Origin of the sequence: Streptomyces sp. NPDC088915, assembly GCF_044749825.1 — a bacterium.
Classification (GTDB): Bacteria; Actinomycetota; Actinomycetes; order Streptomycetales; family Streptomycetaceae; genus Streptomyces.
Genome location: NZ_JBIVIR010000001.1, coordinates 408,578 through 435,413 on the forward strand (window position 1 = coordinate 408,578; position 26,836 = coordinate 435,413).

The 26,836-nt window shown below is 75.3% G+C and carries 28 protein-coding genes and 1 riboswitch; of the genes, 13 read left to right on the forward strand and 15 right to left on the reverse strand.

Annotation, left to right across the window (positions count from 1 at the left end; genetic code table 11):
- Window positions 1–3: 3 nt before the first annotated feature.
- The gene (locus ACIP5O_RS01900; protein WP_401287354.1) at window positions 4–504 is read right to left on the reverse strand and encodes a hypothetical protein; all 501 of its coding nucleotides are present in this window, start codon (window positions 502–504) and stop codon (window positions 4–6) included.
- 182 nt (window positions 505–686) lie between these two features.
- Here ACIP5O_RS01900 and ACIP5O_RS01905 point away from each other — a divergent pair, with 182 nt between their 5' ends.
- The 4 genes from ACIP5O_RS01905 to ACIP5O_RS01920 all read left to right on the forward strand — a co-directional run bounded on the left by ACIP5O_RS01905 (window position 687) and on the right by ACIP5O_RS01920 (window position 4,277).
- A complete protein-coding gene (locus tag ACIP5O_RS01905; protein WP_401287357.1) occupies window positions 687–1,094 on the forward strand; it encodes a hypothetical protein in 408 nt (135 codons plus the stop codon).
- Window positions 1,095–1,154: 60 nt separating this feature from the next.
- A complete protein-coding gene (locus ACIP5O_RS01910; RefSeq protein ID WP_401287359.1) occupies window positions 1,155–2,153 on the forward strand; it encodes an ATP-binding cassette domain-containing protein in 999 nt (332 codons plus the stop codon).
- On the forward strand, window positions 2,150–3,013 hold the full coding sequence (locus ACIP5O_RS01915) for an ABC transporter permease (RefSeq protein WP_365539670.1): 864 nt from the start codon (window positions 2,150–2,152) through the stop codon (window positions 3,011–3,013). Before ACIP5O_RS01910 ends, ACIP5O_RS01915 begins: the two co-directional genes overlap by 4 nt.
- 223 nt (window positions 3,014–3,236) lie before the next feature.
- Window positions 3,237–4,277 carry a protein phosphatase 2C domain-containing protein gene (locus ACIP5O_RS01920; RefSeq protein WP_401288109.1) on the forward strand — a complete coding sequence of 347 codons (1,041 nt, stop codon included), beginning with the start codon at window positions 3,237–3,239 and terminating at the stop codon, window positions 4,275–4,277.
- Window positions 4,278–4,317: 40 nt separating this feature from the next.
- Here the strand turns inward: ACIP5O_RS01920 and ACIP5O_RS01925 are convergent, their stop codons facing one another.
- The 3 genes from ACIP5O_RS01925 to ACIP5O_RS01935 all read right to left on the reverse strand — a co-directional run bounded on the left by ACIP5O_RS01925 (window position 4,318) and on the right by ACIP5O_RS01935 (window position 6,555).
- Window positions 4,318–4,755 carry a universal stress protein gene (locus ACIP5O_RS01925; protein ID WP_401287363.1) on the reverse strand — a complete coding sequence of 146 codons (438 nt, stop codon included), beginning with the start codon at window positions 4,753–4,755 and terminating at the stop codon, window positions 4,318–4,320.
- Between the two features lie 74 nt (window positions 4,756–4,829).
- Window positions 4,830–5,471, reverse strand: coding sequence for an FMN reductase (locus ACIP5O_RS01930; protein ID WP_401287366.1), 642 nt, complete (start codon window positions 5,469–5,471; stop codon window positions 4,830–4,832).
- Window positions 5,472–5,475: 4 nt separating this feature from the next.
- Window positions 5,476–6,555: an LLM class flavin-dependent oxidoreductase gene (locus tag ACIP5O_RS01935; RefSeq protein ID WP_401288112.1), complete on the reverse strand. Its 1,080-nt coding sequence runs from the start codon at window positions 6,553–6,555 to the stop codon at window positions 5,476–5,478.
- A 251-nt stretch (window positions 6,556–6,806) separates the two neighbouring features.
- Here ACIP5O_RS01935 and cbiE point away from each other — a divergent pair, with 251 nt between their 5' ends.
- Window positions 6,807–8,183, forward strand: coding sequence for a precorrin-6y C5,15-methyltransferase (decarboxylating) subunit CbiE (cbiE, locus tag ACIP5O_RS01940; protein WP_401287369.1), 1,377 nt, complete (start codon window positions 6,807–6,809; stop codon window positions 8,181–8,183).
- Window positions 8,180–8,929 (forward strand): precorrin-4 C(11)-methyltransferase, encoded by a 750-nt coding sequence (gene cobM / locus ACIP5O_RS01945; RefSeq protein WP_401287372.1) that lies wholly within the window; start codon window positions 8,180–8,182, stop codon window positions 8,927–8,929. Before cbiE ends, cobM begins: the two co-directional genes overlap by 4 nt.
- A 119-nt stretch (window positions 8,930–9,048) precedes the next feature.
- Here cobM and ACIP5O_RS01950 read toward each other — a convergent pair whose 3' ends face one another.
- Window positions 9,049–9,123 carry a 50S ribosomal protein bL37 gene (locus tag ACIP5O_RS01950; protein WP_372460710.1) on the reverse strand — a complete coding sequence of 25 codons (75 nt, stop codon included), beginning with the start codon at window positions 9,121–9,123 and terminating at the stop codon, window positions 9,049–9,051.
- 119 nt (window positions 9,124–9,242) lie between these two features.
- Here ACIP5O_RS01950 and ACIP5O_RS01955 point away from each other — a divergent pair, with 119 nt between their 5' ends.
- Both ACIP5O_RS01955 and ACIP5O_RS01960 read left to right on the forward strand, forming a co-directional pair.
- Window positions 9,243–9,521: a CopG family transcriptional regulator gene (locus tag ACIP5O_RS01955; protein WP_401287375.1), complete on the forward strand. Its 279-nt coding sequence runs from the start codon at window positions 9,243–9,245 to the stop codon at window positions 9,519–9,521.
- Entirely contained in the window at window positions 9,518–9,931 is a 414-nt protein-coding gene (locus tag ACIP5O_RS01960; protein WP_401287377.1) for a hypothetical protein, read from the forward strand. The genes ACIP5O_RS01955 and ACIP5O_RS01960 overlap by 4 nt, the downstream gene beginning before the upstream one ends.
- 14 nt (window positions 9,932–9,945) lie before the next feature.
- Here ACIP5O_RS01960 and ACIP5O_RS01965 read toward each other — a convergent pair whose 3' ends face one another.
- A complete protein-coding gene (locus tag ACIP5O_RS01965; protein WP_401287379.1) occupies window positions 9,946–11,070 on the reverse strand; it encodes a cobalt-precorrin-5B (C(1))-methyltransferase in 1,125 nt (374 codons plus the stop codon).
- A gap of 12 nt (window positions 11,071–11,082) precedes the next feature.
- Between ACIP5O_RS01965 and ACIP5O_RS01970 the strand changes: the two genes are divergently transcribed.
- A complete protein-coding gene (locus ACIP5O_RS01970; protein ID WP_401287382.1) occupies window positions 11,083–11,808 on the forward strand; it encodes a cobalt-precorrin-6A reductase in 726 nt (241 codons plus the stop codon).
- Between the two features lie 39 nt (window positions 11,809–11,847).
- On the opposite strand, the gene ACIP5O_RS01975 is transcribed toward ACIP5O_RS01970, so the two are convergent.
- The 3 genes from ACIP5O_RS01975 to ACIP5O_RS01985 are packed head-to-tail and all read right to left on the reverse strand — an operon-like array spanning window position 11,848 to window position 15,253.
- Window positions 11,848–13,356, reverse strand: a complete 1,509-nt coding sequence (locus ACIP5O_RS01975) for a precorrin-2 C(20)-methyltransferase (protein WP_401287385.1) — start codon at window positions 13,354–13,356, stop codon at window positions 11,848–11,850.
- Window positions 13,353–14,003: a precorrin-8X methylmutase gene (locus ACIP5O_RS01980; protein ID WP_401287387.1), complete on the reverse strand. Its 651-nt coding sequence runs from the start codon at window positions 14,001–14,003 to the stop codon at window positions 13,353–13,355. The genes ACIP5O_RS01975 and ACIP5O_RS01980 overlap by 4 nt, the downstream gene beginning before the upstream one ends.
- Complete coding sequence (locus tag ACIP5O_RS01985; RefSeq protein WP_401288116.1) at window positions 14,000–15,253, reverse strand: cobalamin biosynthesis protein CobG; 1,254 nt, start codon at window positions 15,251–15,253, stop codon at window positions 14,000–14,002. Before ACIP5O_RS01985 ends, ACIP5O_RS01980 begins: the two co-directional genes overlap by 4 nt.
- Before the next feature lie 448 nt (window positions 15,254–15,701).
- A riboswitch (cobalamin riboswitch) is annotated at window positions 15,702–15,781 on the forward strand.
- Window positions 15,782–15,839: 58 nt separating this feature from the next.
- On the opposite strand from ACIP5O_RS01985, the gene cobN reads away from it, so the two are divergent.
- Complete coding sequence (gene cobN / locus ACIP5O_RS01990; RefSeq protein WP_401287389.1) at window positions 15,840–19,448, forward strand: cobaltochelatase subunit CobN; 3,609 nt, start codon at window positions 15,840–15,842, stop codon at window positions 19,446–19,448.
- Here the strand turns inward: cobN and abc-f are convergent.
- The gene (gene abc-f, locus ACIP5O_RS01995; protein ID WP_401287392.1) at window positions 19,445–21,079 is read right to left on the reverse strand and encodes a ribosomal protection-like ABC-F family protein; all 1,635 of its coding nucleotides are present in this window, start codon (window positions 21,077–21,079) and stop codon (window positions 19,445–19,447) included. The two genes, cobN and abc-f, sit on opposite strands and share 4 nt — an antisense overlap.
- A gap of 160 nt (window positions 21,080–21,239) precedes the next feature.
- On the opposite strand from abc-f, the gene ACIP5O_RS02000 reads away from it, so the two are divergent.
- Together ACIP5O_RS02000 and ACIP5O_RS02005 are read left to right on the forward strand one after the other, a co-directional pair.
- Window positions 21,240–22,193, forward strand: a complete 954-nt coding sequence (locus ACIP5O_RS02000) for a DUF1648 domain-containing protein (protein WP_401287393.1) — start codon at window positions 21,240–21,242, stop codon at window positions 22,191–22,193.
- A gap of 2 nt (window positions 22,194–22,195) precedes the next feature.
- Window positions 22,196–22,552 (forward strand): GntR family transcriptional regulator, encoded by a 357-nt coding sequence (locus ACIP5O_RS02005; RefSeq protein WP_401287396.1) that lies wholly within the window; start codon window positions 22,196–22,198, stop codon window positions 22,550–22,552.
- 38 nt (window positions 22,553–22,590) lie between these two features.
- Here ACIP5O_RS02005 and ACIP5O_RS02010 read toward each other — a convergent pair whose 3' ends face one another.
- Together ACIP5O_RS02010 and ACIP5O_RS02015 are read right to left on the reverse strand one after the other, a co-directional pair.
- Window positions 22,591–23,550: a D-2-hydroxyacid dehydrogenase family protein gene (locus ACIP5O_RS02010; protein ID WP_401287399.1), complete on the reverse strand. Its 960-nt coding sequence runs from the start codon at window positions 23,548–23,550 to the stop codon at window positions 22,591–22,593.
- 82 nt (window positions 23,551–23,632) lie between these two features.
- Window positions 23,633–23,998 carry a MerR family transcriptional regulator gene (locus ACIP5O_RS02015; RefSeq protein ID WP_356539415.1) on the reverse strand — a complete coding sequence of 122 codons (366 nt, stop codon included), beginning with the start codon at window positions 23,996–23,998 and terminating at the stop codon, window positions 23,633–23,635.
- Between the two features lie 104 nt (window positions 23,999–24,102).
- Here ACIP5O_RS02015 and ACIP5O_RS02020 point away from each other — a divergent pair, with 104 nt between their 5' ends.
- Entirely contained in the window at window positions 24,103–24,462 is a 360-nt protein-coding gene (locus ACIP5O_RS02020; RefSeq protein WP_401287402.1) for a hypothetical protein, read from the forward strand.
- A 73-nt stretch (window positions 24,463–24,535) separates the two neighbouring features.
- Here ACIP5O_RS02020 and ACIP5O_RS02025 read toward each other — a convergent pair whose 3' ends face one another.
- From ACIP5O_RS02025 to ACIP5O_RS02035, 3 genes are all read right to left on the reverse strand, one after another.
- Window positions 24,536–24,826: an SCO5918 family protein gene (locus ACIP5O_RS02025; RefSeq protein WP_401287405.1), complete on the reverse strand. Its 291-nt coding sequence runs from the start codon at window positions 24,824–24,826 to the stop codon at window positions 24,536–24,538.
- A gap of 8 nt (window positions 24,827–24,834) precedes the next feature.
- A complete protein-coding gene (locus tag ACIP5O_RS02030; RefSeq protein ID WP_401288118.1) occupies window positions 24,835–25,065 on the reverse strand; it encodes a CBS domain-containing protein in 231 nt (76 codons plus the stop codon).
- A gap of 232 nt (window positions 25,066–25,297) precedes the next feature.
- Window positions 25,298–26,740, reverse strand: coding sequence for a DEAD/DEAH box helicase (locus tag ACIP5O_RS02035; RefSeq protein WP_401287408.1), 1,443 nt, complete (start codon window positions 26,738–26,740; stop codon window positions 25,298–25,300).
- Window positions 26,741–26,836: the final 96 nt, after the last annotated feature.

Here is a 26,836-nt window from a genome sequence, read left to right on the forward strand (position 1 = left end):
GGGTCAGTACCTCTCGTCCGGGCCGTACGCCCTGTCCGTGGCGAGCGCCCAGATCACGAAGATCGAGACGGCCATGGAGAAGAGCGCCCACCAGGGCTGGTAGGGCAGGAAGAGGAAGTGGAAGAGGACGTTGAGGGAGGCGAGCGCGATGCCGGCGACCCGGCCCCACTCGGCGCCCTTGAGGACGCCGTAGCCGACGATCACGAGGATCACGCCCAGGATCAGGTGGATCCAGCCCCATGCCGTCAGGTTGAACTTGAAGACGTAGTCGCCCACGCGCGTGTAGACGTCGTCCTGGGCGATGCCCGCGATGCCCTGGAAGACGTCCATGAAGCCGATGACCAGCATGAGGACACCGGCGAAGAGGGTGCCGCCGGAGGCCCAGGCACCGGCGGTGCTCTGCTCGCGGGGCGCGGCGGCGTTCGGGTTGCGGGGCGGCGCTGCGTGCTGGCCCTGGCTCTGGCCCTGGCCCGGACGCGCGGTCCCGTCGTCGTTCTGGCTCATGGCCCCATCGTGGGAGCGCCCGCGCGAACCGGCCTCCCGGCTGGCCCGAACGGGTGAACCGGGCCCGGGGCCCGGACCCGGCTGATCCACTTGCGGCGCGCGGGCCGCGGGTGTGCCCTGGAGGGTGCGGGAACCAGGGGGTGAGAGGCGCCGGAGGCGCCAGAGACGAAGGAGCTCCTGCCATGGCCGCACACGCAGCGGTGCCCGCCCGGCGGCGCCACATGAGTACGCACGGCTGGGCCGGTCCGGTCACGATCGGCGTCCTGTACGGCTTCTACGCCGAGACGAACGCCCGCCACGGCGGTCCCCTCGCCCTGAGCCAACTCTGGATCGGCCTCGTCTCCGCCGTCGTGCTCGCCGTGGCGATCCACGCCCTCCGCCGCTACGGCCACACCCTGCCCCGCCTGCCGCGCGCCGCCGCGTGGGGCGCCCTGGTGGGCGTCGCGGTCGGCTACGCCTACAGCCTCACCAACGCCACCGTGTTCTCGTCGAGCGGGCTCGGACTGGTGTCCGCGCTGGTCACCACGGTCGCCGCCCACTACTTCTTCTACACCCACGAGGGCACGGCGGCCCGCCCGGCGACCCGCTGAGCGGGACCGGCGCCGCCGGGGACGACGTGGGGACGACGTGGGGACGACGGAGGAAACCGCATGACCGACCTCGCCGTCGAGACCGAGGGCCTGGTCAAGGTCTTCGGAACCAACCGTGCCGTGGACGGCGTCGACCTGCGCGTCCCCGCCGGAACCGTCTACGGGGTCCTCGGGCCCAACGGCGCCGGCAAGACGACCGTCGTCAAGGTGCTCGCCACCCTGCTCCGCCCCGACGGCGGCCGGGCCGACGTCTTCGGCAAGGACGTCGTCAAGGACGCCGACGCGGTACGCGGGCGCGTGAGCCTCACCGGTCAGTACGCCTCCGTCGACGAGGACCTGACCGGTACGGAGAACCTGGTCCTCCTCGCCCGGCTGCTCGGCCACACCCGGCCCGCCGCCCGCGCGCGCTCGGAGGAGCTGCTCGCCGCGTTCGGGCTCGCGGAGGCCGCCGACAAGCAGATCAAGAACTACTCGGGCGGCATGCGGCGGCGCATCGACATCGCCGCGTCCATCCTCAACACCCCCGACCTGCTCTTCCTCGACGAACCGACGACCGGCCTCGACCCGCGCAGCCGCAACCAGGTCTGGGACATCGTCCGCGCGGTGGTCGCCCAGGGCACCACCGTCCTGCTGACCACCCAGTACCTGGACGAGGCGGATCGACTGGCCTCCCGGGTCGCCGTCATCGACCACGGCCGGGTGATCGCGGAGGGCACGAAGGGCGAGCTGAAGGCCTCGGTCGGCTCGGGCTCGGTGCACGTGCGGCTCCGGGACCCCGAGCGGCGCCGGGAGGCCGAGGCGGTCCTGCGCGGCGCGCTGCGGGCCACCGTGCAGCTCGACCCGGACCCGGTCGCGCTCACCGCCACCGTCGACGGCCACGGGACGGACCTCGGCGCCGCCGAGCAGGCGGCCCGGGCGCTCGCGGAGCTGGCGCGGGCCGGGATCACGGTCGACAGCTTCGCGCTCGGACAGCCCAGCCTCGACGAGGTGTTCCTGGCGCTGACGGACGGGGCGCCGGCGGACGGGGCGCCGACCGACAAGAGAGGAACGGCGGCATGACCACCGTCTCCACCGGCAAGGACACGCGCACGGCCGACCTCGAATTCGAGGCCCCCCGGGCGGAGGAGCTGGCCGCCCTCCTCGTCCGGCGGCCCCGCCCGCCCCGCCCCGGCGCGCTCTCCGCCTCGCTGACGTTCGGCCGGCGGGCCATGCTGAAGATCAAGCACGTGCCGGAGCAGCTCTTCGACGTGACGGCGTTCCCGATCATGATGGTGCTGATGTACACGTACCTCTTCGGGGGCGCGCTGGCCGGCTCGGTCTCCTCGTACGTCCAGTTCCTGCTGCCGGGCATCCTGGTGATGAGCGTCGTGATGATCACGATGTACACGGGGGTGTCGGTCAACACCGACATCGAGAAGGGCGTCTTCGACCGCTTCCGCACCCTGCCGATCTGGCGCCCGGCGCCGATGGTCGGCTACCTCCTCGGCGACGTCGTGCGCTATCTGATCGCCTCGGCCGTGATGCTGACGGTCGGCGTGATCATCGGCTACCGCCCGGAGGGCGGGTTCCCGGGCGTGCTCCTCGGGGTCGTGCTGCTCCTGGTGTTCTCGTTCGCCTTCTCGTGGATCTGGACCATGTTCGGCCTGCTGCTGCGCAGCGAGAAGTCCGTCATGGGCGTCTCGATGATGGTGATCTTCCCGCTGACCTTCCTGTCGAACGTCTTCGTCGACCCGAAGACCATGCCGGGCTGGCTCCAGGCCTTCGTGAACAACAACCCGGTGACCCATGTGGCGAGTGCGGTGCGGGAGTTGATGGCGGGCCGGTGGCCGGGCGCGGAGATCGCCTGGTCGCTGGGCTGGTCGGCGCTGTTCGTGCTCGTCTTCGGATGGGTCACGATGCGGCTGTACAACCGCAGGTAGCGGGCGGTACGGGGCGGTGGTTGACCTTCCCCGTGAGGGAAGGTCCAGCATCGGTGGAGCCGGGCGCCACGGGGGCGGCCGGCACGGGGAGGTGGCACGCCGGTGGAACGGCACGGACGGGGCGGGGCGGCCGGAGCGCCGGAACCGCTCATGACGATCGGGGAGTTCGCCCGCGCGTCCCGGCTCTCCGCCAAGGCGCTGCGCCGCTACGACGAACTCGGGCCTGCTCCCGCCCGCCCGCGTCGACGCGTACACCGGCTACCGGTACTACGCCGGGGCGCAGGTGGAGCGGGCGCGTCTGGTGGCCTGGCTGCGGCGGATCGGGATGCCGCTCGCCGGGGTCCGGGACGTGTGCGCGCTGCACGGCACGGACCCGGGGGCGGCGGCCCGCGCGGTCCGCGCCCACTGGGCGCGCGTCGAGGCCGAGACGGCGGAGCGGCGGGACCTCGCGGCCTCCCTGATGAACCGACTGGGAGGGAACGACCTCATGGACACGGACACCGGTACGACGACCACGGCCGTACGACCCCACGCCCTGCACGTCTCCGCGCTCTCGGAGCGCGGGCGGGTGCGGGAGGCCAACCAGGACCGGGCGCACGCCGGCCCGCGCCTGCTCGCCGTCGCGGACGGCTACGGCGCGGCGGGGGACCTGGCCGCGGCGGCGGCCCTCGCGGCCCTCGCCGCCGTCGAGGGGGCCCCGGCGCCCGGCGGTCGGGCCGGGGACCTGCTCAACGCCCTGGAGGAAGCCGTGCACCGCGCGGACGTGGAGGTCGGCGCGGCGGCGCCCGGCGCGGGGACGACCCTGACGGCCGGGGTGTGGACGGGGTCCCGGCTCGCGCTCGCGCACGTGGGGGACGGGCGCGCGTACCTGCTGCGGGACGGGGACCTCGTACGCCTCACCCGTGACCACACCGCCGTGCAGGCGCGGGTGGACGCGGGCGAGCTCGACCCGGCGGAGGCGGCGGCCCACCCGGACCGGGCCCTGCTCCTGCGGGCCCTCGACGGAGCGGGGGACGGGCCCGCGCCCGATCTGAGCCTGCACGAGGGGCGGCCCGGAGACCGCTGGCTGCTGTGCACGGACGGCCTGTCGGCGGTCGTGCCGGAGGCGGAGCTGCGCGCCGCCCTGGCGGCCGGGGCCGGACCGGAGGACACCGTCCGGGCCCTGCTCGCCCTCGCCGACGGGCGGGGCGGTCCGGACAACGCGTCGTGCGTCGTGGCGGACGTGCTGCCCGCGGGGAAGGGCGCCCGGGCGGCGGCCGTCTGAGAGGCCGCGCCGCCGCTCGGGGAGGTCCGGGGCCGGTCCCTCACCCGCCCTGGAACTCGCCCCGGACGACCACGACCGGGCAGGGGGCGTGCTGGGCGACCTGGGTGGAGACCGAGCCGAGGACGGCCGCCCGGAAGCCGCTGTGGCCGCGGTCGCCGACGACGAGGAGGCTCGCGCCCTTCGCCGTGTCCACCAGGGCCTGCGCGGCGTTGCCGCCGACCACCGTGCGGACGGCGTCGGCGGCCGCCTCCGGGGCGAGCGCGTCGGCCAGGGCCTGGTCCAGGATCTGCGCGGCGAGCCGCTCGGGGTCGAACTCCGGCGGCACGCCCGGCATCAGCGTCGCCCACGAGGCCGGGTACTCCCAGGCGATGACCGCCTCCACGGAGTCCCCGGTCAGGGCGGCCTGCCCGGCCGCCCACCGCAGCGCCCGGAGGGAAGGCTCCGACCCGTCCACGCCCACCACGATCCTGCCGGCCATCGCCGACCTCCGTCCGTCGTACGGCACCTCTGTGCGATCCGCCTCCAACGTAACAAACGGGGCGCCGCGGGCCGTCAGTCGAGGCGCAGGCCGGCCAGTTGGCGCTCGAACGGCACGACCTCGTCCTCGTCCGCCTCCCGGACCGGCCGGGCGGCGACCGCGTCCGCGAACTCGTACCCGGCCCGGTTGATCCGGGCGGGCAGGCCTTCGCCCCCGAAACCGGTCGAGGAGGCCTCGTCGCCGCCCGAGCCCCAGTCCTCCGAGGCCGCGTAGACGGCGGTCGGGACGGTCAGGGCCCGCAGGTAGGCGAAGAGCGGCCGCAGGGCGTGGTCCAGGACCAGCGAGTGGCGGGCGGTGCCGCCGGTCGCCCCGATCAGGACCGGGGTGCCGGTCAGCGCCGTCGGGTCGACCAGGTCGAAGAACGACTTGAACAGACCGCTGTACGAGGCCGTGAAGACCGGGGTCACCGCGATGACGCCGTCCGCGCCGGTCACCGCGTCGATCGCCTCCTGGAGCCGCCCGGAGGGGAAGCCGGTGACGAGGTTGTTGGCGATGTCGACGGCCAGGCCGCGGAGTTCGACCACCTCGACGTCGACCGCGTACTCCTGCTCGGCCAGCCGGTAGCGGGCGGCCCGGAGGAGTCGGTCGGCGAGGAGCCGGGTCGAGGAGGGGCTGCTGAGTCCGGCCGAGACGGCGACCAGCTTGAGCGTGCGCATGACGTCAGACCTCCTTGGACTGTACGACGGCGGGGTGGAGCGGGGCGGTGTCCGGGACGCCGGCCGGGCGCAGGTTCGCGAACTCCTTGCGCAGCACCGGGACGACCTCCTCGCCGAGGATGTCGAGCTGCTCCAGGACGGTCTTCAGGGGCAGTCCGGCGTGGTCGACCAGGAAGAGCTGGCGCTGGTAGTCGCCCACGTAGTCGCGGAAGGACAGGGTCCGCTCGATGACCTCCTGCGGGGAGCCGACGGTCAGCGGGGTCTCGCGGCTGAACTCCTCCAGGGAGGGGCCGTGGCCGTAGACCGGCGCGTTGTCGAAGTACGGGCGGAACTCCCGTACCGCGTCCTGCGAGTTCTTCCGCAGGAAGACCTGGCCGCCGAGGCCGACGATCGCCTGCTCGGGGGTGCCGTGGCCGTAGTGCGCGTACCGCTGGCGGTAGAGCCGGACCATCTTCTCGGTGTGCTGCTTGGGCCAGAAGATGTGGTTCGCGAAGAAGCCGTCGCCGTAGTAGGCGGCCTGCTCGGCGATCTCCGGGGAGCGGATGGAGCCGTGCCAGACGAACGGCGGGACGCCGTCGAGCGGACGCGGGGTGGAGGTGAAGCCCTGGAGGGCGCTGCGGAACTTGCCCTCCCAGTCGACGACGTCCTCCCTCCACAGCCGGTGGAGCAGCGCGTAGTTCTCGATGGCGAGCGGGATGCCCTGGCGGATGTCCTGGCCGAACCACGGGTAGACCGGGCCGGTGTTGCCGCGGCCCATCATCAGGTCCACGCGGCCGTCGGCGAGGTGCTGGAGGGTCGCGTAGTCCTCGGCGATCTTCACCGGGTCGTTGGTGGTGATCAGGGTCGTGGACGTGGACAGGATCAGGTTCTCCGTGCGGGCGGCGATGTGCCCGAGGAGGGTGGTGGGGGACGACGGGACGAACGGCGGGTTGTGGTGCTCCCCGGTCGCGAAGACGTCGAGGCCGACCTCCTCCGCCTTGAGCGCGATGGCGACGGTGTTCTTGATCCGCTCGTGCTCGCTGGGGGTGCGGCCGGTGGTGGGGTCGGTCGTCACGTCGCCGACGGTGAAGATCCCGAACTGCATCGTGCTCACCTCTCGCGTTCCCGGGGTGCCTTTCCCGGCTAGTGGTTGAATCTTAAACCATCACGTCCAACGGTGCGACCCCCCTCGCTATTCCGCGCCCCGGGACCCGCATGCCGGAGGGCTTGGACGACCCCGGGAGTGACGACGCCCACGGAGAGGCGGAACCCGGGGCTCCCGTAGAGTTCGGCGGCGTGGACGGTGCGGGTGTGAACGGTGCGACGGGTGCGATAACGGGTGCGACGCCGGATGCGGTGTCGGACGCGGTGTCGGTCGTCGGGATCGGCGCGGACGGCTGGGACGGGCTCCCCGAGGCCTCCCGCCGCGTCCTGCGCGCCGCCGGGGTCCTGATCGGCGCCCCCCGCCAGCTCGACCTGCTGCCCGTCGGCGACTGCCCCGGCGAGCGGATCGCCTGGCCCTCCCCCCTCCGCCCCGCCGTGCCCGGCCTGCTCGCCGCCCACGCGGGGCGCGCGGTCGCCGTCCTGGCCAGCGGGGACCCCTCCTTCTACGGCATCGGCCGCACCCTCGCGGAGACCGTCGGCGCCGACCGGCTCCGGATCCACCCGCACCCGTCCTCCGTCTCGTACGCCTGCGCCCGGCTCGGCTGGCCCCTGGAGGAGACCGAGACGGTGTCCCTGGTGGCCCGGCCGCTCGCGGCCCTCGCCGCCGTCCTGCACCCCGGGCGCCGGATCCTCGTCCTCGGCGAGGGCCCGGAGACCCCCGCCCGCGTGGCGTCCCTCCTCCGGGACACCGGCTGGGGCGGCACCCGGATCCGGGTCCTGGAACAGCTCGGCGGCCCCCGCGAGCGGCTCCTCGACGCGACCGCCGGGGCCTGGCCGTACGAGCGGACCGACGCCCTGCACGTCCTCGCGCTCGACTGCGCGCGCGACCCGGACGCCCTGCGGCTCGGCGCCGCGCCGGGCCTTCCGGACGAGGCGTACGAGCACGACGGGCAGCTCACCAAGCGGTACGTGCGCGCCGCCACCCTCGCCGCGCTCGCCCCCGCCCCCGGCGAACTCCTCTGGGACGTCGGCGGCGGCTCCGGCTCCATCGGCATCGAGTGGATGCGGACCCACCGCGCCTGCCGGGCCGTCGCGGTCGAGAAGAGTCCCGAGCGGGCCGCCCGGATCGCCCGCAACGCCGACGCGCTCGGCGTCCCGGCCCTGGAGGTCGTCACCGGCCCCGCCCCCGAGGCCCTCGCCGGGCTCCCCACCCCGGACGCGGTCTTCGTCGGCGGCGGCCTGACCGCCCCCGGTCTGCTCGCGGCCTGCTGGGACGCGCTGCCCGTCGGCGGCCGGCTCGTCGCCAACACCGTCACGCTCGAATCCGAGGCGCTGCTCGCCGAGGCCCACCGCCGCCACGGCGGGGAACTCGTCCGGCTCGCGGTCGCCACCGCCGTCCCCGTGGGCGGCTTCACCGGCTGGCGGCAGGCGATGCCGGTCACGCAGTGGTCCGCCACGAAACGGCCCGCCCCGGAGGGGTCCGTCACGGGAGGGCCCGGCACGGAAGGGTCCGTCACGGGAGGGCCCGCCCCGGAGGGGTCCGTCACGAAGCGGTCCGCCCCGGAGCGGCCCGTCACACCGCGGTCCGACACTCGGCGGCCCGTCACGAAAGGTTCTGAAGAGGGATGACCGTCTACTTCATCGGCGCGGGCCCCGGCGCGGCCGACCTGATCACCGTGCGCGGCGCGCGGACCCTGGCGTCGTGCGGGGTCTGCCTCTACGCCGGCTCCCTCGTCCCCGTCGAGCTGCTCGCCGAGTGCCCGCCGGACGCGCGGCTCGTCGACACGGCCCGTCTCGACCTGGACCGGATCGTGGCGGAGATCGCCGCCGCCCACGAGGCGGGGCAGGACGTGGCGCGGCTGCACTCCGGCGACCCGTCGGTGTTCAGCGCGGTCGCTGAGCAGATGCGCCGCCTGGACGCGCTCGGCATCCCGTACGAGGTCGTCCCCGGCGTCCCGGCCTTCGCGGCGGCGGCGGCCGCGCTGAAGCGGGAGCTGACCGTCCCCACGGTCGGCCAGACGGTCATCCTCACGCGGATCGCCCAGCAGGCCACGCCGATGCCGGAGGGCGAGGACCTGGCGACCCTGGGCCGCAGCGGCGCCCTGCTCGTCCTCCACCTCGCCGCGCGGTACGTCGACCGGGTGGTCGCCGAGCTGGTCCCCCACTACGGCGCGGACTGCCCGGCCGCCGTCGTCGCGATGGCCAGCCGCCCCGACGAGGTCGTCCTGCGCGGCACCCTCGACGACATCGCGGAGCAGACGAAGGCGGCCGGGATCACGAAGACCGCCGTCATCATCGTGGGCCGCACCCTCGCGGCCTCCGAGTTCCGCGACAGCCACCTGTACGACCCGGCCCGCGACCGCCACGCCTGCTGACGACGGCCCGCGGGGGACGAGGCACACGCGGGAAGCGACTGGCCCACGCGGGGGACGACCGGCACACGCGGAGGGGCCCCGGGGAGATCCCCGGGGCCCCTCCGTCACCACGACCCGGCTCAGGTGTTCGGCCGCTTGCCGTGGTTCGCGCCCTTCTTCTTCCGGGCCCGCCGCTTGTTGCCACGCTTCGACATGAGTCTCCCTCTCGGTCGCTCGGTCGGGTGTCCGCCGCCAAGCTTAGGGGCGGGGAGCCGGGACCGCATGCGGACCGAAAGTCGGTACGGCAGCCGGTACGGCGAGTATGGTGGTGAGTATGGCCACGAAGAAGGTGACGGTGACGATCCCGGAGGACCTCCTGGAGGAGGTCCGGGCCGAGGCGTCCGAGTACGGCTTGTCGGCGTACGTCGCGGAGGCGCTGCGGTTGCGCCGCGATCGCGACAGGCTGCGGGAACTGGTCGACTGGCTGGAAGAGGAGCACGGACCGATCACGGAGGCGGAGCGGGCCGACGCGCACGCCGAGCTGGACGAGCTGGACGCCGAGCACGAACGCCGTCGGCGGGCGCGGGAGGCGCGCACGGGTGAGGCCGCGTGACGAAGCGGACGAACCGGCGGCTCCGGACCCTCGTCCTGGACGGTGAGGCACTGTCGCTCGCGGTCCGGGGAGACCGCGCGATGATCAACCGCCTCGGCCTGGCCGCCCGCGGAGAGGCCGAGGTGATCACCTCCCCGCTGACCCTCGTCGAGGCGTACGACGGCAGGACGACCGAGCAGCGCTGGGACTGGGTGCTGTCCCGCGTCCGGGTCGCGGACATCGGCAGGGACGAGGCCCGCCTGGCCCGCCGACTCCTGGCCGACGCCGGACTGCACGGCCACAAGTACGCCATCGACGCCGTCCTCGCGGTCGTCGCACGGGCGCAGGCGGGCGACGTCACGGTCTTCACGTCGGACGTGGACGACCTGGAGAAGCTGGTCCCCGACCGGATCGTCGTCGTCAAGGTCTGACGGTCCGGCCCCCCCTACGCCCCCGGTCCCCGCACCGACGACCGGCCCACCACCGTCCCCGCCCGGTCGATGCAGATCACGTCCACCGCGACCGGGGCGCCGCGCAGGACCGCGAGGGACTCGTCGCGGGCGCGGGCGGCGACGAGGTCGCCGAGGGGGACGCCGGCGGCCTCGCAGAGGCGGAGGGCGGCCAGGCCCGTGTTCGCGGCGGCGATCTCCGCCGCCAGGGTCTCGGACGCGCCGCCCGTGCGGGCCAGGTCCGCCAGGAAGCCCTTGTCGACCTGGGAGCGGGCCGAGTGCAGGTCCAGGTGGCCGGCGGCGAGCTTGGAGAGCTTCGCGAAGCCGCCGCAGACCGTCAGCCGGTCCACCGGGTGGCGGCGTACGTACTTGAGGACCGCGCCCGCGAAGTCGCCCATGTCCAGGAGGGCGATCTCCGGCAGGTCGTACAGGCCCGTCACCGTCCGCTCGGAGGTCGAGCCGGTGCAGCCGGCGACGTGCGTGAGGCCGCCCGCGCGGGCCACGTCCACGCCCCGGCGGATCGAGTCGATCCAGGCCGAGCAGGAGTACGGGACGACGACGCCGGTCGTGCCCAGGATCGACAGTCCGCCGAGGATGCCGATCCGGGGGTTCCAGGTGGAGCGGGCGATCTCGGCGCCGCCGTCCACGGAGATCGTGATCTCCACGTCGCCCGTGCCGCCGTGCGCGGCGGCGACCCGCGCCACGTGCTCGCGCATCAGCTGCCGGGGCACGGGGTTGATCGCCGGCTCGCCCACGTCGAGGGGAAGGCCGGGGAGGGTGACCGTGCCGACGCCCTCGCCCGCCCGGAAGACCACCCCGGAGCCCGGCGGCAGGAGCCGTACCGTCGAGCGGATCACGGCCCCGTGGGTGACGTCCGGGTCGTCGCCCGCGTCCTTCACCACCGCCGCCATGGCCGTGTCCCCGGCGTGCTTCTCGGCCGTGAGCGCGAACGACGGCGTCTGCCCCTTCGGCAGCGTGATCGTCACCGGGTCCGGGAAGTCGCCGGTCAGCAGGGCCGTGTACGCGGCCGTCGTCGCCGCCGTCGCGCAGGCACCGGTCGTCCAGCCCGGGCGGAGACCGGTGTGCTTGAGTTGGGCCTCGCGCCCGCCGCCTGAACTCACGAAGGGGCTCCTGTGCACGTACTCATTCTCGGCGGGACCACCGAGGCCCGCGCCCTCGCGGGACTGCTCCACCCCCGCGTCCGGGTCACCAGCTCGCTCGCGGGCCGGGTCGCCCGGCCCCGGCTGCCCGAGGGCGAGGTCCGGATCGGCGGCTTCGGCGGGGCGGACGGGCTCGCGGCGTGGCTGGGGGAGCACGCGGTGGACGCGGTCATCGACGCCACCCATCCCTTCGCCGAGCGGATCAGCTTCCACGCGGCCCGGGCGGCCGCCACCGCCCATGTTCCCCTGCTCGCGCTCCGCCGTCCCGGCTGGGTCCCGGAGGAGGGCGACGACTGGCGCGACGCGGGCTCCCTGGCGGAGGCCGCCGCCGCCCTCGACGGCCTCGGCGACCGCGTGTTCCTCACCACCGGCCGCATGGGCCTCGCCGCCTTCGCCGACCGCCCGGAGTGGTTCCTGGTCCGCTCGGTCGACGCCCCCGAGGCCCCGGTGCCGGCCCGCGCCGAGATCCTCCTCGACCGGGGCCCCTTCACCCTCGACGGCGAGCGCGAACTGCTCCGCCGCCACCGGATCGACGTCCTGGTCACCAAGGACAGCGGCGGCACGGCCACCGCCCCGAAACTGACCGCCGCCCGCGAGGCCGGCGTCCCGGTCGTCGTCGTCCGCCGCCCGCCGGTCCCGGAGGGCGTACGGACGGCGACGACCCCCGAGGAGGCCGCCGCCCTGGTCCTCGCGTACTGAGGACTGGGGCCTGTCCGGCGGATCAGGGTCGGACAGGCCCTAGCCGTACCGGCGCGGCGTCCACGTGATCGTGCGGCCGTCGCCCCGCTCCACCGTCCGGGTCTGCGAGGAGCCGATCAGGAGGAGGGTGCGCATGTCGACCTCGGAGGGGTCCAGGCTCTTCAGGGTCAGGACCCGGACCGACTGCCCGGGGCCGCCGACGTCGCGGGCGACGACCACCGGGGTGTCGGGGGAGCGGAGCTCCAGGAGGAGGTCGCGGGCGGCCGCCACCTGGTGGGTGCGGGACCTGGAGCCCGGGTTGTACAGGGCGATGACCAGGTCCGCGCCGGCCGCCGCGCGCAGCCGGTCCGCGATGACCTCCCAGGGCTTGAGGCGGTCGGAGAGCGAGATCGTCGCGTAGTCGTGGCCGAGCGGGGCCCCGGCCGCCGCCGCGGCCGCGTTGGCGGCGGTCACGCCCGGGAGGACCCGTACGGGAACGTCCGCGTACTCCGGTTCCGACGCCACCTCCAGGACCGCCGTCGCCATGGCGAAGACGCCCGGGTCGCCGCCCGAGACGACCGCGACCCGGTGCCCGCGCCGGGCCAGGTCGAGGGCGAACTCGGCGCGCTCCGACTCCACCTTGTTGTCGGAGCCGTGCCGCCGCTGCCCGGGGCGCAGCGCCGGCACCCGGTCCAGATAGGTGGTGTAGCCGACCAGGTCGTCCGCGTTCAGCAGGGCCCCGCGCGACTCCGGCGTCAGCCAGGGCGCGCCCGCCGGACCCGTGCCGACCACGACGACCTCGCCCCGCTCCCGTACGGGAGGCTCCTCGTCGATACGGGAGGGCAGGACGGCCACCGAGAAGTACGGGACCGACTCCGGGTCCACGTCCGCCAGGCGCTCCGTCCGCTCGCCCGCCATGAACGCCCGCTCCACGTACCGCGCGTCCTCCAGGCGGCCCGCCCGCTCCAGGGCCCGCCGCACGGTGGGGAAGGTGCGGCCCAGCTTCATCACGACCGCCGAGTCCGTGCCCGCGAGCCGGGCCGTCAGCTCGTCCTCCGGCAGCGTGCCCGGGACGATCGTCAGGACCTCCTCCGCCTCGCACAGCGGCTCCCCGAGCCGGGCGGCGGCGGCGCTCACCGAGGTCACGCCGGGGATGACGGTCGTGTCGTAGCGGTGCGCGAGCCGCTTGTGCATGTGCTGGTACGAGCCGTAGAAGAGCGGGTCGCCCTCGGCGAGGACCGCGACCGTGCGGCCCGCGTCCAGGTGGGCGGCGAGCCGGGCCGCCGCCTCCTCGTAGAAGTCGTTCAGGGCGCCCCGGTAGCCGCCGGGGTGGTCCGTGGTCTCCACCGTGAGCGGGTACACCAGCCGCTCCTCGACGTGGTCCTCGCGCAGGTGCGGGGCCGCGATGGAGCGGGCGATGGAGCGCCCGTGGCGGGCCGAGTGGTACGCGACCACGTCGGCGGCGGCGATGGCCTTCACGGCGGCGAGGGTCAGGAGCTCCGGGTCGCCGGGCCCGAGCCCCACGCCGTACAGCTTGCCGACGGTGTTTCCGGCCGGGGTCCCGGTCACTGCTGGATCTCCGCTTCGTGCGCGAGGGCGTTGATCGCGGCGGCCGTCATGGCGCTGCCGCCGCGCCGGCCCCGGACGACGAGGTGTTCGAGGCCGAGGGTGTTGGCGGCGAGGGCGTCCTTGGACTCGGCGGCGCCGATGAAGCCGACCGGTATGCCGAGGACGGCGGCGGGCCTGCCCGCCCCCTTCGCGACCATCTCCAGGAGGTGGAAGAGGGCGGTGGGCGCGTTGCCGACGGCGACGACGGAGCCTTCGAGGCGGTCGCGCCACAGCTCCATGGCGGCGGCGGAGCGGGTGGTGCCCAGCTCGGCGGCGAGGGCCGGGACGGCCGGGTCGGAGAGCGTGCAGACCACCTCGTTGTCCGCGGGCAGCCGCTTGCGGGTGACGCCGCTGGCGACCATCTGCGCGTCGCAGAGGATCGGCGCGCCCGCCCGGAGCGCGGCGCGGGCGCTCGCGACGACGCCCGGCGAGTACGCGATGTCCTGGACGAGGTCGGTCATGCCGCAGGCGTGGATCATCCGGACCGCCACCTGGGCGACGTCGGCGGGCAGGCCCGTGAGATCCGCCTCGGCGCGGATCGTGGCAAAGGAGCGGCGGTAGATCTCCGTGCCGTCCTTCTCGTAGTCGAACATCCTGTTCTCGCTCATCTCGTTGTGCCGGGCGCGGTGCGGGCCGTGGTGACCGCGGGGGTCAGATCGGTACGGGGTACGGGGACGCCGTCGACGAGGTAGCCGCCGCCGGGGGCGGCGAGGACGTCGACCCAGTCGCCGTGCGGGTGGCCGCAGCGGCGCTCGCACCCGGAGTAGTGGACGGGCAGTCCGGGGCGGCCGGGGACCGCGTCCGCCCGGACGTCCGCGAGGGACTTGGCGCAGCCGGGCCGCCCGGTGCAGGCGCTGACGCCGGTCCAGGGGGAGTCGGGCCGGGCGATCAGGCCGCACGCCTCCAGGGCGGGCAGCCGCCCGGGGTCCGCCCCGGCGGCGACGGCCCCGCGCCAGGGCGTGAGCCGCACCTCGTCGGCGGGCAGCAGGGCCCGGAGCTGGGCGGCGGTGAGCCGGCCGAGGGGGGCGAGGACGTGGAGGGCGCGGGGGCCGAGGGGGCCGGGGGCGGGGGGAGCCCCGTGGGCCGGCAGGGGCTCCCGTACGGGCTCTCTTACGGGCTCCGCCGCGATCCCGGCCGCCGCGAGCGCTCCCCGTACGTCCGCCCCGTGGCCCTCCGGCAGCTCCCGGACGCGCCAGGCGCCCGTACCGGCCGCGCGGGCGGCGGTCAGGAAGGCGCGGGCGGCGGCGAGGGCGGCGCGGGGGGCGTCGTCGGCGGCCACGCGCACGGTCCGGTCGCCGAGGCGCAGGAGCGCGGCGCCGGAGGCCGTTGCGACCAAGGTCACATCCCCGCCGAGGCCGGTGACGTCGCCGCGGCCGTCGTCCAGGACGAAGAGGAAGCGGCCCGAGAGCGCGGCGGCCCAGGGCGCGGCGCAGAGCCGTTCGTCCAGCTCGCGGGCCCACAACTGCACGTCGACCGCGCCGAGTCCGTCGAGTCCGGCGGCCGGGGAGGCCACGATGTTGCGGACGCGCTCGTGGGTGGGGGAGGGCAGCAGGCCCGCCTCCGCCAGGAGCGCCGCGAGCTCCGCCCCGCAGCCGTCGGCCAGGCCGCGCAGCTCGGCGTTCCCGCGCGAGGTGACGCTGATCCGCCCGTCGCCCAGGGCCTCCGCCGCGTGCGCCAGGACCTCGACCTGACGGGGCGTCAACCTCCCTGCGGGCAGCCGCAGTCGGGCCAGGTGCCCGTCGTCGGCGGAGTGCAGCCGCAGCGCCCCGGGGCAGGCGTCGCCGCGCTCCCGCACACGGGGTGCGCCGGGACCGGGCGTCGGGGTCGGGGTCGGGGTGGGCGGCATGGCGGCGAGCATACCCACGGGAAAACCGGCGGTCGGCGGGGTGTGACCGGCCTGACGCGAAGCACCGGGGCGGGGGGCACGCGAGCCGGCTGTCCGGTCTTCCGGCGGGGGTGCGGCGGCGGGCTCGCCGGTTCTCCGGCGGGGGTGCGGCGACCGGCTGCCCGGCGGGGACGTACCGGCCGGTCGGCCGGGTCTCCGGCGGGGACGTACCGGCCGGTCGGCCGGGTCTCCGGCGGGGATGTGCCGGCCGGTCGGCCGGTTCTCCGGCGGGGATGTGCCGGCCGGTCGGCCGGGTCTCCGGCGGGGACGTGCCGGCCGGTCGGCCGGGCCGCCGGTGCGGAGACACCGTCCCGCCGCCCGCCCCGGGGCCCGGTGTGATCCGCCCGACCCTCCCGCTCCCTCCAGCCCCCGGAGCGCACGATCTAGGATGCAGAGCGGCATGGGGTCCCAGGACCCCGGGGAGGAAGCCCGGTGAGATTCCGGCGCGGTCCCGCCACTGTGAGCCGGCCCGGCACCCCCGGGCGGGTGAGTCAGGAACTCCCGCCGTACACACGACCACCCGGGGCGCGGACAACCCCGAGGAAGGGCCTGCCTCGCCATGCTCCTGCTGCTGTCGCACTCCGACACCGACCTGCTCAGCGCCCGCGCGGCCGGCGGCCCGGTCGCGTACCGGTTCGCCAACCCCTCCCGGCTCCCGCTGGCCGACCTGAACGACCTCCTCGACGGCGTCGAGCTCGTCGTCGTCCGCCTCCTCGGCGGGCTCCGCTCCTGGCAGGACGGGCTCGACGCGATCCGCGCGGCCGGAAAGCCGGTCGTCGTGCTCAGCGGCGAGCAGGCGCCCGACGCGCAGCTCATGGAGGCGTCCACCGTGCCCGTCGGCGTCGCCACCGAGGCGCACGCCTACCTGGCGCACGGCGGCCCCGCCAACCTGGAACAGCTCGCCCGCTTCCTCTCCGACACCGTCCTGCTCACCGGCCACGGCTTCGAGGCCCCCGCCGCCGCCCCGACCTGGGGCCCCCTGGAGCGCACCCCGAAGGCCACCGACGGCCCGACGATCGCCGTGCTCTACTACCGCGCCCACCACATGAGCGGCAACACCGCCTTCGTCGGCGCCCTGTGCGACGCGATCGAGGACGCCGGCGCGCGGGCCCTCCCGCTGTACGTGGCCTCCCTGCGCGCCCCCGAGCCGGAGCTGCTCGACGCCCTCCGCACCGCCGACGCCCTCGTCACCACCGTCCTCGCGGCGGGCGGCACCAAGCCCGCCGAGGCGCAGGCCGGCGGCGACGAGGAGGCCTGGGACGCGGGCGCGCTCGCCGCGCTCGACGTGCCGATCCTCCAGGCCCTGTGCCTGACCGGCTCCCGCGCGGCCTGGGAGGAGAACGACGAGGGACTCTCCCCGCTGGACGCTGCCGGCCAGGTCGCCGTCCCCGAGTTCGACGGGCGCCTGATCACCGTCCCGTTCTCCTTCAAGGAGATCGACGAGGACGGCCTGCCCGCGTACGTGGCGGACGCCGAGCGCGCGGCCCGCGTCGCCGGGATCGCCGTGCGGCACGCCCGCCTCCGGCACATCCCGAACGCCGAGAAGAAGCTCGCGCTGGTCCTCTCCGCGTACCCCACCAAGCACTCCCGCATCGGCAACGCCGTCGGTCTCGACACCCCCGCCTCCGCCGTCTCCCTCCTGCGCCGCCTGATCGAGGAGGGGTACGACTTCGGCCCCGCCGAGGACCTCCCCGGCCTGGTCTCGGGCGACGGCGACGAGCTGATCTACGCCCTCATCGAGGCCGGCGGCCACGACCAGGACTGGCTGACCGAGGAGCAGCTGGCCAGGAACCCGGTCCGCATCCCGGCCGCCGACTACAAGCGCTGGTACGCCACCCTCCCCGAGGAGCTGCGGACCCACGTCGAGGAGCACTGGGGCCCGGCGCCCGGCGAGATGTTCCTCGACCGGTCGCGGAACCCGGAGGGCGACATCGTGCTCGCCGCCCTGCGGCGCGGGAACCTCCTCGTCCTCATCCAGCCGCCGCGCGGCTTCGGCGAGAACCCGATCGCGATCTACCACGACCCCGACCTCCCGCCGTCCCACCACTACCTGGCCGCCTACCGCTGGATCGCGGCCCGCGCCGAGGACGGCGGCTTCGGCGCCGACGCCATGGTGCACCTGGGCAAGCACGGCAACCTGGAGTGGCTGCCCGGCAAGAACGCCGGCCTGTCCGCCGCCTGCGGCCCGGACGCGGCCCTCGGCGACCTGCCGCTGGTCTACCCGTTCCTGGTCAACGACCCGGGCGAGGGCACCCAGGCCAAGCGGCGCGTCCACGCCACCCTGGTCGACCACCTGGTGCCGCCGATGGCCCGCGCCGACTCGTACGGCGACATCGCGCGCCTGGAGCAGCTCCTCGACGAGTACGCGCAGATCTCCTCCATGGACCCGGCGAAGCTGCCCGCGATCCGCGCCCAGATCTGGACCCTGATCCAGGCCGCCAAGCTCGACCACGACCTGGGGCTCGAAGAGCGCCCGGAGGACGACGGGTTCGACGACTTCCTGCTGCACGTCGACGGCTGGCTGTGCGAGGTCAAGGACGCCCAGATCCGCGACGGCCTGCACGTCCTCGGCGGCGCCCCGACCGGCGAGGCCCGGGTCAACCTGGTCCTCTCCATCCTGCGCGCCCGCCAGATCTGGGGCGGCACCCAGACCCTGCCCGGCCTGCGCGAGGCCCTCGGCCTGGACGAGTCGGCCGCGACCCGCACCACCGCCGACGAGGCGGAGGCGAAGGCGCGCGAACTGGTCGAGGCGATGGAGGCGGCGGACTGGGCGGTCGAGGCCGTTCCCACCGACCAGAGCCCCGAGGTCCGGGCCGTGCTGCGGTTCGCCGCCGAGCAGGTCGTGCCGCGCCTGGCCGCCACCACCGACGAGCTGGCGCACGCCGTGCACGCGCTGAACGGCGGCTTCGTCCCGGCCGGTCCGTCCGGCTCGCCCCTGCGCGGCCTGGTCAACGTCCTGCCGACCGGCCGCAACTTCTACTCCGTCGACCCGAAGGCCGTCCCCTCCCGGCTCGCCTGGGAGACCGGCCAGGCGCTCGCGGACTCGCTCCTGGAGCGCTACCGCACCGACAACGGCGACTGGCCGACCTCCGTGGGCCTCTCCCTGTGGGGCACGAGCGCGATGCGCACCGCCGGCGACGACGTGGCCGAGGCGCTCGCCCTGCTCGGCGTCCGCCCGCTGTGGGACGAGGCCTCGCGCCGCGTGAACGGCCTGGAGCCGATCCCGCTCGCCGAGCTGGGCCGCCCGCGCATCGACGTCACCCTGCGCATCTCGGGCTTCTTCCGCGACGCGTTCCCGCACGTCATCGGCCTCCTGGACGACGCCGTACGGCTCGTGGCCGGGCTTGAGGACGAGTCCGCCTCGGACAACCACGTACGGGCGCACGCCCAGGCCGACCTCGCCGAGCACGGCGACGAGCGGCGCGCCACCACCCGCATCTTCGGCTCGCGGCCGGGGACGTACGGCGCGGGCATCCTCCAGCTCATCGACTCCCGCGACTGGCGCACGGACGCCGACCTCGCCGAGGTGTACACGGTGTGGGGCGGTTACGCGTACGGGCGCGGGCTCGAAGGGCGCCCGGCGCGGGCCGAGATGGAGACCGCGTACAAGCGGATCGCGGTGGCCGCGAAGAACACGGACACGCGCGAGCACGACATCGCGGACTCGGACGACTACTTCCAGTACCACGGCGGCATGGTGGCGACCGTCCGCGCGCTCAAGGGCACGGCCCCCGAGGCGTACATCGGCGACTCGACCCGCCCCGAGACCGTCCGCACCCGCACCCTCGTCGAGGAGACCTCCCGGGTCTTCCGGGCCCGTGTGGTCAATCCGCGCTGGATCGAGGCGATGCGCCGCCACGGCTACAAGGGCGCGTTCGAGCTGGCGGCGACCGTCGACTACCTCTTCGGGTACGACGCCACGACGGGCGTGGTCGCGGACTGGATGTACGACAAGCTGACGCAGGAGTACGTCCTCGACCCGGAGAACCAGGCCTTCCTGAAGGAGGCCAACCCCTGGGCCCTGCACGGCATCGCGGAGCGCCTCCTCGAAGCCGAGTCCCGGGGCATGTGGGAGAAGCCGGACCCGGAGACGCTCGCCGCGCTGCGGCAGGTGTTCCTGGAGACGGAGGGCGACTTGGAGAGCGCCGCGGACTCCTCCGACGACTAGGACGTCAGGGCGGCCTCCGGGGCCAGTGCGAGCACGCGGCCCCGGAAGCCCTCCCGCAACCGCCGGTCGTGGCTGACGACGACCAGCGTGCCCCGGTAGGCGGCGAGGGCCGCCTCGATCTCCTCCACCAGGCCCGGGGCCAGGTGGTTGGTGGGCTCGTCGAGGAGGAGCAGGTCGGCGGGCGAGGTCACGAGCCGGGCCAGCTCCAGCTTGCGGCGCTGCCCGACGGACAGGTGCCGGACGGGGGTCCCCAGGTCCCGGGCGGCGAAGAGCCCGAGGGCGAGGAGCGCGTCCGCGCGGTCCGGATCGCGGTCCGCCCCGAAGGCCTCGGCCACCGTACGGGGGTCGGTGGGCGGGGCCGTCTCCTGGCGGAGCAGCCCGACCCGGGCGGGCGCGTCCACGAAGCCGCCGTCCGGGGCGAGTTCGCCCGCGAGGACCTTCAGGAGGGTGGACTTCCCGGCGCCGTTCGGACCGGTGACCAGGAGCCGTTCGCCCGCGTCGAGGTGGAGGGCGTCCAGCCGGAGCCGCCCCTCCACCCGGACGTCCACGAGGTCCACGGGCGCGCCCCCGCCCGCGAGGTCCGCGCGGAACCGGAGGGGCTCCGGGGGCGCGGGCACGGGATGGGCGGTGAGCCGGGCGACCCGCTCGCGGGCGGCCCGGATGCGGCTCATGGCGCCGTGCGCCCGCGACCGGGCCCGGAAGGCGCCGGCCCCGCTGAACGCGGCCGGGGCCTTGCGGGGGATCGCCGAGAACCGGTCGATGTGGGTGTCCGCGAGGGCCGTGTACCGGGCGAGTTCGTTCCTCCACTCCTCGTACTCCCGCACCCTGCGCGCCCGTTCGGCCGCCCGCCCGGCCAGGTAGCCGCCGTAGCCGTTGCCGTAGCGGCGCAGGGTGCGGCGGTCCTCGTCGACCTCCAGGACGGCGGTGGCGACCCGGTCGAGGAAGACGCGGTCGTGGGAGACGGCGACGACCGTGCCCCGGTGGGCGCGCAGCCGCTCCTCCAGCCAGGCCACGGCCTCGTCGTCGAGGTCGTTGGTGGGCTCGTCGAGCAGCAGCAGTTCGGGCTCGGCGGCGAGCACGGCGGCGAGGGCGAGCCGGGAGCGCTGTCCGCCGGAGAGCGTCCCGAGGGGCCGGGCGCGGTCGGGCGGCCGGCGCTCCCCGAGCCTGCGCAGCGTCGTCTCCACCCGCCGGTCGGCCCCGGCGCCGCCCCGGGCCTCGTACGCGGCGAGCAGCCGGGCGTACCCGTCGAGGTCGCCGGTCGCGGCGAGGTCCGCCTCGGCGGCCCGGACGGCCCGCTCAAGGTCCCGCACCTCGGCGAGCGCGTGGTCGACGGCGTCCCCGACGGTGGCGTCCGGGGGGAGGTCCAGGGTCTGGGCGAGGTGCCCGAGACCGCCGGGCGCCTCGACGTCCACGGTGCCGTGGGCGGGGGCCTCCAGGCCGGCGAGGAGCCGCAGCAGGGTGGACTTGCCGGACCCGTTGTCCCCGACGACCCCGAGCCGCTCGCCGGGGCGGACGGTGAGGGAGACCCGGTCGAGCACGGTGCGGAGCCGGGCGTCCGGCGTGACGTAGTGCTGGGTGACGTCGGTGAGTCGGGCACGGAACAAGGGCGTTCTCCTGGACGTGGGCGACATGAACACATCTGAACGAGACGTCTCGTCTCGTCGTGATGACACGACCGTACGGCATGGGCGGACCCTTCGCAAGACGTTCCGTCTCGTCGATTTTCCCGCGCGGCCGACGGACTCCCCGTGGACTACTTGTTCTAGTAGAATGCGAACAAGGGAGGTTTCCATGAACCGTGCCACACCCCGTCTCCGCGTGCTCGCCGCGCTCCCCTTCGTCCTCGTGCTCACCGCGTACCTGCTGGTGTTCGCCCTCTGGTACGACCGGCTCCCCGACCCCCTCGCCACCCACTTCGGAACCGAGGGCGGAGGCCGCGCCGACGGCTTCACCGGCCGCACCGCCTACGCGTCCGTCGGCGCGGCCCTGCTCCTCGGCGCCGCCGTCGGCTGGAACCTCTTCGTCCGCCGCACCGCCCTGTGGGGCGCGTGGGCCACGGCCGGCTTCACCGGGGCGCTGCTCGTCCTGATCCTGCGGGACAACCTGGACGCCGCCGACGCGGCCGGGGTCGTCTCCCCCCTCGCGAACCTCGCCGTCGCGGCCGGTACCGCCGCCGTCCTCGCCCTCGCGGGCCTGGCCCTGGCCCGGACCGTCCCCGAGGAGGAGCGGGCCCCCGGCCCCGGCGCCACGGACGGCCCCCGGCTCCCGCTCGGCCCGAGCGAGGTCGCCGGCTGGTCCCGCGCCGCCGGCTCCCGGACCCTCACCGTCCTCGCGGTGCTCGCCCTCGCCGCCGTCCCCGTCGCCCTGCTCCTGGCCCCCTGGCCCGCCGCCTGGCCCGCCCTGCTCGGCCTGGTCGTCGGGGTGCCGGGGCTCGCCCTCGCCCGCGTCCGGGTCACCGTCGACCGGCGCGGCCTCACCGTCCGGCCCGCCCTCGTGCCCCGGCCCCGCGTCCGCGTCCCGCTCGACGAGGTCACCGGCGCCACCGTCCGCGACGTCGACCCCCTCGCCGAGTTCGGCGGCTGGGGCTACCGGGTCCGGGCCCGCCGGACGGGCGTCATCCTGCGCTCCGGGGAAGCCCTCGTCGTACGGCGCGACAGCGGGCGCGAGTTCGCGGTCACCGTGTCCGACGCGCACACCGCGGCCGCCCTCCTCAACACCCTCGTCGAACGGCGTGGGAGGCTCTGACCGTGCTCTTCCGCGTCGACCCGGCCTCGGCCGTCCCCCTCGGTGACCAGATCGCCGCCTGCGTCCGGGGGGCGCTCGCCGACGGCTCGGCCGCCTCCGGCGAACGCCTCCCGGCCGCCCGGGAGCTCGCCGACTCCCTGGGCGTCAACGTCCACACCGTCCTCCGCGGCTACCAGCGGCTCCGCGAGGAGGGCCTGATCGAACTCCGCCGGGGCCGGGGCGCCGTCGTCGTCCCCGGCGCCACCGCCCCCGACCGCGCCCGGCTGGTCTCCCGACTGCGCGAGGCGGCGGCGGAGGCCCGCGAACTGGGCCTCTCGGAGGCGGAGTTCCTGGACCTGGCGCGGACGAGCATGGGGTAGGGGGCCCCTCGGGCCCCGGACTCGGACGGGTCCGCGCCTCAGACGATCTCGCGGACGGGCGCCCCCGCCAGGTACGCCTCGACGTCCTCGACCGCCTGCCCGAAGTACCGCCCGTAGTTCCCCTCCGTCACGTACCCGAGGTGGGGGAGGGCCAGGACGTTCGGCAGGGTCCGCAGCGGATCGTCGGCGGGCAGCGGCTCCGTGTCGTAGACGTCGAGGCCCGCCCCCGCGATCCACCCCTCGCGCAGCGCCCGCAGCAGCGCCCCGCCGTCGACCAGACCGGCCCGCGAGGTGTTGACGAGGTACGCGGACGGGCGCATCGCCCGCAGCTCGGGCTCCCCGACCAGGCCCCGGGTGCGGTCGGAGAGCACCAGGTGCAGGGAGACGAAGTCGCCCTCCGCCAGCAGCCCCCGCAGGTCCTTCGCGCACCGCACCCCGTGCGCGGCCGCCCGCTCCTCCGTGAGGTTCGGGCTCCAGGCGGCGACGTCCATCCCGAAGGCGAGGCCGATCCGGGCCACCCGGGCGCCGATCTTGCCGAGGCCGACGAGCCCCAGGGTCCGGCCGGCCAGGTCGGCGCCGACGGTGGACTGCCAGGGCCCGCCCTCCCGCACCGCCCGCGCCTCGGCCGGCACGTGCCGGGCGAGCCCGAGGAGCAGCGCCCAGGTCAGCTCGGTCGGCGGCGTGGGACTGCTCTCCGTGCCGCAGACGGTGACGCCCCGGGCGCGGGCGGCGGCGACGTCGACCGAGGCGTTGCGCATGCCGGAGGTGATCAGGAGCCGCAGCCGGGGCAGCCGGTCGAGGAGCGCCGCGTCGACCGGCGTCCGCTCCCGCATGACGACGAGGACCTCGCAGTCCCCGACGGCGGCGACCAGCGCGTCCCGGTCGTCGAGGTGCTCGCGCAGGACGCGCACCTCGACCCGGTCGGCGAGCGGGCTCCAGTCGGCGGAGGAGAGGGCGACGCCCTGGTAGTCGTCGAGCACGGCGCAGCGCAGCTTCATGGGGGCATGATCGCGTACGCCCGCCGCGGACGGGAGGTCCCGGGCGGCACGGGGCCCGGCGGCCGGGAGGGAACGGAGCGGGTCAGCCGCGCTCGTGGCGCCCCGTCGGGGGTTCCGTCCGCCCGGTCGACTCCTCCGCCGCCCGCCGGTACTCCGCGTTGATGCGCTGGGCCTCCTCCAGCTGGTCCTCCAGGATGACGATGCGGCAGGCCGCCTCGACCGGAGTGCCCTGGTCGACCAGTTCCCGGGCGCGGGCCGCGATCCGCAGCTGGTAGCGGGAGTAGCGGCGGTGGCCGCCCTCGGATCGGAGCGGGGTGATCAGGCGGGCCTCGCCGAGGGCGCGGAGGAAGCCCGGGGTCGTGCCGAGCATCTCGGCCGCCCGTCCCATGGTGTAGGCCGGGTAGTCGTCGTCGTCGAGTCGGTCGCCGAGCGGATTGTCCGCTGTCATCTGCACCTCTTCTGGGGGCCGCTTCGGGGCCCGGGTGCCGTACGGCACCCGGGCCCCGGGGGAAATTCAACCACCGGTGGGCGCGCCGCCTAGAATCGGCTCTCATGTCGAAGCCTGACGAACTGCTGATTGACATTGCCGCCACGGTGGAGTCCGGGCAGAGCAATCAGATGTCCCTGACCGTGGTCGCGGGGGGCGTGGTCATCACCGGGCGCCTGGCCCCCGAGGCCCTCTGGAGAGAGCGGGTGTCGGAGGTCCTGACGGACTCCGCCCGGCTCGGCGAGTTCTCCAGGGTCTTCAAGCCCTCCGAACGGAAGGACGACCCGCCGACGCACCTCCACTTCCACCTGGCCCGGATCCTCCAGGGCACGGTGGGCATCCCCGAGACCGGCGGGATGTACCGCGTCGCGATCGCCGACGTCAGCGCTTGGACGGTGGGCGACTTCAGGTACTCCGACCACTGAGCCGCCGGCGGCGGAACGACGACGGGGCCCGACCGGTACGTACACCGGTCGGGCCCCGTCGTTCTCCGGACGGTCAGACGATCGCGGTGGCCGCGGTGGGCACGACGGTCGCGGTCGCGGTCGCCGCGGCGGGGAACGTGCCGCAGGTGAAGCCGAGACGGGTCATGGCCCGTACGACCTCCTGGGCGCTGAAGTCGCGCCGGTCCTGGCGGGTGAGGACCTCGCCGACCTGCTTCGCGGGGTACTGGCGGCGGCCGATGGTGACGAACTCGCCGGTGCCCGGCTCGGGCTTGACGCCCTTCATCGAGTCCAGCACGCCGCTCTTCGTCAGGTCGAAGGGGAAACGGGCGATGACACAGCGCATGATGCCTCTCAGGGGTGGAGGGGGGTACGGACGGGGGACGGGAGGGCGGTTCGGTGGGCGGGCGCGACGGCGCCGACGACGTCCCGGAGCCGGAGCCGGTCCGTGTACGAGGAGGCGGCGCGGGCGGCGGCGAGCTGGGCCCGGGTGACCAGGCCGGTGGGCCGGTCGTCGCCGTCGCAGACGAGCAGGTGCCCGGTCCGGGCGGCGGCCATGACGGACAGGGCCACTTCGACGGTCATGTGGTCGGAGGCCTGCGTCGCGGCCTCGTCGGACGAGGTCCTGCGGAGCTGCGTGCGGAGCGGTGTCACGGGGTGCCTCCTGCGGGGAAGTGGCGGGGACGCCGTACGGGGACGCCCTGTGGCGACGCCGTACGGGGGACGCCCTACGGGGAAGCGCGACCGGGCCGGGCGCGCCGGGCGTTCGGACGTGCCGGGTGCCCGGCGCGTCTCCCGGCGGTCGCGCGCGGAGGCGTTACGCGGCGGCGGGGCGGCGTTCGGCCCCGCGGGGGCGACGGCTCCGGCGGGAGCGGGCGGGGACGCCGTCGCGGCGCCGTTCGGCCGCGGGGGCCGCGATGACGACGGGGACGCCGGACGGGGTCTGCGCGCCGGTGATGCGGCGCAGCTCGTCCCCGCCGGAGCGGACCTCGGTGACGCGGGGCCGGATGCCCGCGTCCGCCATGAGGCGGACCATGCCGCGGCGCTGGCCCGGGGTGACCAGGGTGACGACGCTGCCGGACTCGCCCGCACGGGCGGTGCGCCCGCCGCGGTGCAGGTAGTCCTTGTGGTCGGCCGGCGGATCGACGTTGACGACGAGGTCGAGGTTGTCGACGTGGATGCCGCGGGCGGCGACGTTCGTGGCGACGAGCACGGAGACGTGCCCGGTCTTGAACTGCGCCAGGGTGCGGGTGCGCTGCCCCTGCGACTTCCCGCCGTGCAGCGCGGCGGCCCGCACGCCGCTGAGGAGCAGGTCGCGGGTCAGCCGGTCGACGTCGTGCTTGGTGTCGAGGAACATGATCACGCGCCCGTCGCGGGCGGCGATCTCCGTCGTGGCGGCCTGCTTGTCGGAGCCGTGGACGTGCAGCACGTGGTGCTCCATCGTCGTGACCGCGCCGGCGGACGGGTCGACCGAGTGGACGACGGGGTCGTTCAGGTAGCGGCGTACGAGCAGGTCGACGTTGCGGTCCAGGGTGGCGGAGAACAGCATCCGCTGCCCCTCCGGCCGCACCTGGTCGAGCAGCGCGGTGACCTGCGGCATGAAGCCCATGTCGGCCATCTGGTCGGCCTCGTCGAGGACGGTGGTCTCCACCTGGTCGAGCAGGCAGTCGCCGCGGTCGATGAGGTCCTTGAGGCGGCCGGGCGTCGCGACGACGACCTCGGCGCCGGAGCGGAGCGCGTGCGTCTGGCGGCCGATCGACACCCCGCCGACGACGGTGGTCGTCCGGAGCCGGAGCGAGCGGGCGTACGGGGTGAGGGCGTCGGTCACCTGCTGGGCCAGCTCGCGGGTGGGCACGAGGACCAGGGCGAGGGGCCGCCGGGGTTCGGCGCGCTTCCCTGCCGTCCGGGCGAGCAGCGCCAGGCCGAAGGCCAGGGTCTTGCCGGAGCCGGTCCGGCCGCGGCCCAGGGCGTCGCGGCCCGCGAGGGTGTTCGGCAGGGTCGCGCCCTGGATCGGGAACGGCACGGTCATGCCCTCGGCGGCGAGGGCGGCGAGCAGCGGGGCGGGCAGGTCGAGCGCGGCGAACGTCTCGACGGCCGGCAGCGCGGGGGTGACCGTCCGGGGGAGCGCGAACTCGGCCGGCGGGCCCGAGGGCGCCCGGCCCCCGCCCCGGGGACGGGTGCGGCCGGGGGGCTGGGAACGGCCGGAGGACTGCGAGCGGGCGGAACGGGTGGAATGCGCGTGCGTACGTGTGCGGTTCATGGCGAACCTTCCTCGATGCGGCGCGTATCAAGGAATTTCCGCGGCAGAAATGCAGCACGGACAATTGCGAGACAAGCCGGACCGAAATGGGGGGGT